Here is a 7,281-nt window from a genome sequence, read left to right as displayed (position 1 = left end):
TTCAGTCAGGGGAGCACGACAATCCTGGCCGAATATCGAAGGCAGGAGACCGAGATGTTCGTGCAACTCTATATGCAGCCGCCAACGCATTACTGATGCGAACGATGGCAGGGTCGCAGATTAAATCATGGGGCATGCGGTTGATGCGCACCAAAGGTCGCCGACGCGCCGTTGTCGCCGTCGCCCGCAAGCTTGCCGTCCTACTTCACCGTATGTGGGTCGATGGCAGTGAATTCCGTCAGGAACAGGTTGGAGGCACGGCATGAACAAGTAACTTACCACCCAACCTGACGGGATCGTCCAATCCGGACGAGGTTCGTGGACGAAGCCGAAAATGTCTGCTGCGCAACTTGAAGCGCGCCGGAAAGCAGGGCTCTCCACTTCCATTCCGACACATGCATGCAGCGGCGCACTTCGAACGCCAAACCAGACTGCGAAGAGAAGCGTGACCCGGAGAAACGATCCTTGAACATTTAAAAGAAGGAAAAACGAGCTTGACCCAGACACCCAATTAGAGAAGCTGCCATTGTCGTTGACCGAGCAGACTGTGACTTAGTCCGCAACGCGGGCATAGAGGCTTAAGCGCTCAACCAACACCACTCACCAAAATCCGCCAATCCGCCCTTAGGGGGCGTGCGGGGTCTTTCATCGGAGTGCGCACCCGTGTAATAAACGTCTAAACAAAATTTTAGAGGGGGCAGAGCACATGCGCCGCGTCGTTGTCACAGGACTTGGAATGGTATCACCGCTTGCGTGTGGTGTGGAAGAAACATGGACGCGTTTGCTCGCCGGAGAATCGGCCGCAGGCACGATTCAGCGGTTTGACGCGAGCCATTTGGCCACGGACTACGCGTGCGAAGTGCCGCGCGGTGACGGGACCAACGGGACATTCAATCCCGACGACTGGATGCCCAAGAAAGACCAAAAGAAGGTCGATGATTTCATTCTCTACGGTATTGCGGCGGCCAATCAGGCGCTGACTGATGCGAATTGGTTGCCCGAGGACGAAGAGGACCGGTTGCGCACGGGTGTTCTGATCGGGTCCGGCATTGGCGGGTTGTCGTCGATTGCGGATACGGCGATTTTGCTCAAGGAAAAGGGGCCGCGCCGTGTGTCGCCGTTCTTTATCCCCGGCTCTTTGATCAACCTCATCTCGGGGCAGGTATCGATCCAGTATGGTTTTAAGGGTCCAAACCACTCTGTTGTGACGGCCTGTTCGACGGGGGCGCACGCCATTGGCGATGCGGCGCGTTTGATCATGCTCGACGATGCGGATGTGATGGTTGCAGGCGGTGCGGAAGCCGCGATTTGCGAGTTGGGCATCGCGGGTTTTAATGCGTGTAAAGCGCTGTCCACCAAACGCTCCGACGATCCCAAAGCGGCGAGCCGTCCCTATGATGACGACCGTGACGGGTTCGTTATGGGTGAGGGTGCGGGCATTGTTGTGCTTGAGGAATACGAGCACGCCAAAGCGCGTGGCGCAAAGATTTATGCGGAAATCGTGGGGTACGGCCTATCGGGCGATGCCTATCACATCACGGCGCCCGCGTCCGATGGCGATGGTGGCTACCGTGCCATGGAAGCTGCGATCAAACGTGCGGGCCTGATGCCCGATGATATCGATTATATCAACGCGCATGGCACGTCGACCATGGCCGACACCATTGAGTTGGGCGCGGTTGAGCGTCTGATGGGCGATGCGGCGTCAAAGGCTACGATGTCGTCGACCAAATCCTCCATCGGCCACTTGTTGGGCGCGGCGGGTGCGGTTGAGGCGATTTTCTGTGTGCTTGCGATCCGCGATCAGGTGGCACCACCTACGATCAACCTCGACAACCCAGCAGTTGAGCCGAAACTCGATCTCGCGCCAAATGCGAAACGCGAGCGCGAGATTAACGTGGCGCTGTCGAATTCGTTCGGATTCGGGGGCACGAATGCGTCCCTCGTGATGAAGAAGGTCACAGACTAATGTGGCGATCTATCGCGTCTAACGCATTGACGCTGTTTGTTTTTGTTCTCATCGCGGTGGCGGGCGTCATCGGGTGGGGCAAAAACCAGTATACCGCAGATGGACCGCTCTCCGAGGCGATCTGTTTGCGTGTCCTGTCGGGTTCAAATTTCACGCGGGTGTCGGATGATCTTTATTCCCAAGGGGCCGTGACCAGCGCGTCCATCTTGCGGATGGGGGCCAAGTATTCCGAAAAGACATCACAGCTCAAGGCGGGTGCGTTTTTGATCCCTGAGGGCGCGTCGATGGGCGAAATCGTGGATATTGTCACCCGTGGTGGCGCGTCCAGTTGCGGGACCGAAGTGGTCTATCGCATCGGTGTGAACCGCACGCAGGTGCAGGTGCGCGAACTGGACCCTGCCACGCAAGCCTATGTCGAGACGGCAGAATTCCAACCGGGTGAGGCGGGCGACGAGGGGGATGTGATCCCTGCGGCCTTTACGGCGGTGCGCAGTGCGGCTGATACGCGGTACCGCGTGTTGATCGCCGAGGGCACAACGGTGTGGCGTGTGGTCGAAAGCCTCAAGGATGTGGACGTTTTACAAGGTTCTGTGGAGGCCGATGAGATGCCCGCCGAAGGGATGCTTGCGCCCGATAGCTATGAGGTTCTGGACGGCTCGGACGTGGATGATTTGATCGCCCGTATGGTGAGCGCGCAAGAGGCGCGGATTGCAGACGTCTGGGCAAAGCGGTCTGATGATCTGCCCATCTCGACGCCTGAGGAGATGCTGACCCTTGCCTCTATCATTGAGAAAGAGACTGGGATTGCCGAGGAGCGCCGCCAAGTGGCGTCTGTGTTCGTGAACCGCCTCAATCAGGGCATGCGTTTGCAAACCGATCCGACGGTGATCTACGGTGTGACCAATGGCGTTGGTTATCTGGGGCGCGGTTTGCGTCAATCGGAGCTGCAATCTGATAGCCCGTACAACACCTATGTGATCAATGGCCTGCCACCTGCGCCGATTGCCAACCCTGGTGTGGCGTCTTTGGAGGCGGCGGTTGATCCGGATACGACACCGTTTATCTTCTTTGTTGCGGATGGAACGGGGGGGCATGCCTTTGCGGTCACGCTGGCCGAGCATAACGCCAATGTCGCCAAGTGGCGCAAAATAGAAGCCGATCAATAGACAAAGAGAGCGCCCGATGTGGCGCTCTTTTCACGTGTGCGGGCTAGTATTGTCCTTCGGTTTCGATATGCACAATCGCGCCGCAATGTTTGCAATGTGTGGCATCAGCGTCATGGAGGAGTAAGCCGCAATCTTTGCATTCAAAGCGGACTTTGGACGGGCGAAACAACACTTGGGCCAGTCGCAAGAACAGCGTGACGCCAAAGAACATGACCCCGATCGACAACAAGCGCCCCGTTGTGCCCTCAAGGGTGATATCGCCAAAGCCCGTTGTTGTGAGCGTGGTGATGGTGAAATAGAGCGCATCGGCGTAGTTGCGGATATTGGGATTGTGGCCGTGCTCAATCGCGTAGATCAGCCCCGTGGTGACAAAGATGAACACCAACAGGTTGATTGCGGCGACGATCACCTCTTCGCGGCGACGAAAGAAGGTGAAGTCCTGACGTAGGCGGTTCATCAACTGGTAGGTGTGCAAGAGGCGTAATGTGCGCAAAATGCGTAAAAATCCCAAACCTTCGCCCGCAAGCGGCGCGATGAACGAGATCATCGCGGCAATATCGGCCCATGTGGCGAAACTGCGAAAATACCGCGCACGATTTTGGGTCACATAGACCCGCGCGGCGAAATCCATGAGGATCAGCACACCAAACACCATGTCTAGCCGCTCGATCAGCGGAGTGTGCACCACAAACGATGTGGCGATCACAAAAACGATGGTGAACAGGTCAAACGCCAAGAGCGCGTAGCGAAAGCGGTGCGCACGGTCGGTTTCACTCTCATAAAGTTCATGCAGTGTCGCAGCGAAGCGTTGGGCCATAAAACGGCCTCCCTCTTAGTGCCTGAAACGAGGCTATGGCGTTGGTTATGGCCAAAAATGCGCGCTGTTCAAGGGGGTGACATGCCGCGTGTGGGCGCGGGCGGCTCACGGCCTGAGGTCGCCGTGCGGTGCATTAGGCGCGTGTTTGCCCCATCTATGCCACTGTAACAGATGCTGGAAGGCGCGGGTCGATGGGCTGACGATATCTGAGGGGGTGTGTAAGCGCACGGTTTGGTCGGGGGTTCTTGTGCAAACAAGTGGCACCCGTCGGGCGTCCCGCGGCTCTTGTGCGGAGGATAACACAGCATAAGAGGCAGAACTCATGAAAGAGACGTCATCAGTGGGGGATGAGTACGACTGGGCCGAGAAAATGAATGAGGCCGTCGACGATCAATTGAAACGGGCCATTGTTGTCTTGCAACAGGCGATGGAGGCCATAGAGGCGGGAGACAGCGGAGCGACGAAGGGGATCAAGCCATTTTTGCTTGATCTGCATCGCGCACAGCAGTCCTTCATAACCGAAAGGCAAAAACGTGATGAGGACAGACGCAAAAACGGAGGATTGGGACGTGGCGAAGTCGACTTTGACGCCTCCCGATCTGAGATCCTTGATCGCTTGGCTCGCTTGTATGCCACGCGACACCCAAGATGCGTTTCTGACTGAACTGGGGGAGGGGGCGCTCACAGCGCTCCCTTTCATGTTCGAGGCATGGGCGTTGGATCATCAGGTGCCGCCCAAGGGCGATTGGCGCACATGGGTGATCATGGGCGGGCGCGGTGCGGGAAAGACGCGCGCGGGGGCCGAATGGGTGCGCACACAGGTCGAGGGCGCCAAGCCACTTGATAAGGGGCGTGCCAAGCGGGTCGCCCTAATAGGCGAGACCTATGATCAGGCGCGCGAGGTTATGGTGTTTGGCGATAGCGGCATTTTGGCGTGTTCACCGCCGGACCGCCGCCCCAAATGGGTGGCAACGCGGCGCGCTCTTGTGTGGCCAAACGGTGCGGAGGCGATGGTGTTTTCAGGCTCTGACGGCGAGGCGTTGCGCGGCCCGCAGTTTGATGCGGCTTGGGTTGATGAGTTGGCCAAATGGAAAGACCCGCGCGGGGCGTGGGATATGCTTCAGTTCGGATTGCGGTTGGGCGATGATCCGCGCCAAGTTGTGACCACCACGCCGCGCAACGTTCAGGTGCTCAAGGACATAATTGCCGCGCCGTCGACCGTTATGACGCAGGCCTGCACACAGACCAATGCGGCGAATTTGGCGCAATCGTTCTTGGAGGAGGTGCGCGTGCGCTATGCGGGAACGCGGCTTGGGCGTCAGGAATTGGACGGTGTGTTACTTGATGAGGAAGAGGGTGCGCTGTGGTCGCTTGCCAAACTGGATGCGGGACGGGTCGATGACATTCCCGAACTGGACCGCATTGTGGTGGCGGTTGATCCGCCGGTCACTGGGCATAAAGGCTCTGATGAGTGCGGCGTTGTGGTCGTGGGGGCGGTGACACGCGGGGAGCCGCGCAATTGGCGGGCGTTCGTGTTGGAGGATGCCAGCGTATCGGCGGCCTCGCCAACGGTTTGGGCGCAGGCGGCTCTTGATGCGCGGGCGCGGTGGGACGCGGACAAGATTGTAGCGGAGGTCAACCAAGGCGGCGACATGGTGGAAACCGTGTTGCGACAGATTGATCCGATGGTGCCGTTCAAGGCGGTGCGTGCCACGCGTGGAAAGGCGGCACGCGCCGAACCTGTGGCGGCGCTTTATGATCAAGGGCGGGTGGCGCACACCCGCAATCTTGGCGCGTTGGAAGACCAGATGGTGAAAATGACTGCGCAGGGGTTTCAAGCGAGCGGCTCGCCCGACCGTTTGGATGCGCTGGTATGGGCGATCCATGACGTGATGATTGCCCCCGCAGCGGTGGCAATGCGGCCTAAAATCCGCAGCCTATAGGGCCAAAACCCCAACGTGACTTGAACGGATCGCCTCGGCGGTCCGTTTTGCATTTGTGGGGTGTTGCGCGGTGCGCGGGGCAGCGTGCGCAGGGGTTACGGAGTCTTTTTACCTTTCGTTTAGAACTTGTCTCAACGACGGCGCGGGCATTTGCCAAGAGCGCGAAACGATCAGGAGACGAGAGACACATGTTTGATTTTCTCAAGCGCAGCGTAGACGGACCTCATGAGGTCAAAGCCTCCGCCACAGGTCCAGTCGTAGCGGCCATGTCGGGTGCGGGGCGTGTGGCGTGGAGCCCGCGTGATACCGTGAGTTTGACGCGGGTTGGCTTTACCGGCAATCCCGTTGGCTTTCGCGTGGTCAAGTTGATTGCGGAGGCGGCCAGTGCCTTGCCAGTGGTGGTGCAAAGCGCCACGCAGCGGTTCGACACACATCCGTTGTTGTCCGTCATTGAGCGGCCAAATTCGGCGCAAGGGCGCGCGGAGTTGTTCGAGGCGCTCTATGCCCAGCTTTTGTTGTCGGGCAATGGCTATCTGGAGGCTGTGGGCGAGGGGGCGGTGCGCGAGCTGCATGTGTTGCGCTCAGACCGTATGAGCCTTGTTCCCGGGGCAGATGGTTGGCCCGTGGCGTATGAATATGCGGTGGGCGGGCGCACGCACCGCTTTGCCGTGACGGACGGGGCAACTCCGATTTGTCATATCAAGTCCTTTCATCCGTCTGATGATCACTATGGCTTGTCACCGATCGTGGCAGCCGCCACGGCGATTGACGTGCATAATTCGGCGTCACGGTGGTCAAAGTCACTGTTGGACAATGCCGCACGCCCCTCTGGCGCGATTGTTTACAAGGGCGCGGACGGTCAGGCCGCGATGAGTTCGGATCAATATGACCGTTTGCTCAGCGAGATGGAAAGCCATCACCAAGGGGCGCGCAATGCGGGTCGCCCGATGTTGCTTGAGGGCGGATTGGATTGGAAGCCGATGGGCTTTTCTCCCTCCGATATGGAATTTCAAAAGACCAAAGATGCCGCGGCGCGTGACATTGCGGTGGCGTTCGGTGTGCCGCCCATGTTGCTCGGTCTCAATGGCGATGCGACATACGCCAATTACCAAGAGGCCAATCGTGCCTTTTACCGTCTGACGGTGCTGCCGCTTGTATCCAAGGTCACAAGTTCGGTGGGGCATTGGTTGTCCGAGATGACCGGCGAAGCAGTGACGCTCAAACCCGATCTGGACCAAGTGCCTGCTTTGGCCGCCGAGCGCGATGCGCAGTGGGCGCGGGTGGCAGAGGCAAAGTTCCTCACCCCCGATGAAAAACGCAGGATGCTTGGTCTGCCGCCCCTTGCGGATGGTGCGCCGTTTGATGCGCAGGAGGTTTAGGATGGAT

7 protein-coding genes are annotated in these 7,281 nt (G+C 58.7%); 6 read left to right on the top strand and 1 reads right to left on the bottom strand.

Going from position 1 to position 7,281, the window contains the following annotated elements; genetic code table 11:
• The 3 genes from ACTG34_RS04445 to mltG form a co-directional block, all read left to right on the top strand.
• Window positions 1-266: transposase (locus tag ACTG34_RS04445; protein WP_439103800.1), on the top strand; the 266-nt coding region annotated here is incomplete at its 5' end.
• 440 nt (window positions 267-706) lie between these two features.
• Window positions 707-1,969 carry a beta-ketoacyl-ACP synthase II gene (gene fabF / locus ACTG34_RS04440; protein ID WP_439103799.1) on the top strand — a complete coding sequence of 421 codons (1,263 nt, stop codon included), beginning with the start codon at window positions 707-709 and terminating at the stop codon, window positions 1,967-1,969.
• Entirely contained in the window at window positions 1,969-3,135 is a 1,167-nt protein-coding gene (mltG, locus tag ACTG34_RS04435; protein ID WP_439103798.1) for an endolytic transglycosylase MltG, read from the top strand. The genes fabF and mltG overlap by 1 nt, the downstream gene beginning before the upstream one ends.
• Window positions 3,136-3,178: 43 nt before the next feature.
• On the opposite strand, the gene ACTG34_RS04430 is transcribed toward mltG, so the two are convergent.
• Window positions 3,179-3,952 (bottom strand): ion transporter, encoded by a 774-nt coding sequence (locus tag ACTG34_RS04430; protein ID WP_439103797.1) that lies wholly within the window; start codon window positions 3,950-3,952, stop codon window positions 3,179-3,181.
• Between the two features lie 322 nt (window positions 3,953-4,274).
• Between ACTG34_RS04430 and ACTG34_RS04425 the strand changes: the two genes are divergently transcribed.
• The 3 genes from ACTG34_RS04425 to ACTG34_RS04415 all read left to right on the top strand — a co-directional run bounded on the left by ACTG34_RS04425 (window position 4,275) and on the right by ACTG34_RS04415 (window position 7,274).
• Window positions 4,275-4,616 (top strand): hypothetical protein, encoded by a 342-nt coding sequence (locus tag ACTG34_RS04425; protein WP_439103796.1) that lies wholly within the window; start codon window positions 4,275-4,277, stop codon window positions 4,614-4,616.
• Window positions 4,582-5,895, top strand: coding sequence for a DNA-packaging protein (locus ACTG34_RS04420; RefSeq protein ID WP_439103795.1), 1,314 nt, complete (start codon window positions 4,582-4,584; stop codon window positions 5,893-5,895). The genes ACTG34_RS04425 and ACTG34_RS04420 overlap by 35 nt, the downstream gene beginning before the upstream one ends.
• 188 nt (window positions 5,896-6,083) lie before the next feature.
• Window positions 6,084-7,274: a phage portal protein gene (locus ACTG34_RS04415; protein WP_439103794.1), complete on the top strand. Its 1,191-nt coding sequence runs from the start codon at window positions 6,084-6,086 to the stop codon at window positions 7,272-7,274.
• Window positions 7,275-7,281 lie beyond the last annotated feature (7 nt).

It is taken from the genome of Celeribacter marinus, from assembly GCF_965656515.1.
Lineage (GTDB): Bacteria > Pseudomonadota > Alphaproteobacteria > Rhodobacterales > Rhodobacteraceae > Celeribacter > Celeribacter marinus_D.
Note: the sequence above shows the minus strand (reverse complement) of the source record. Positions and strands in the feature narration are given on the sequence as shown.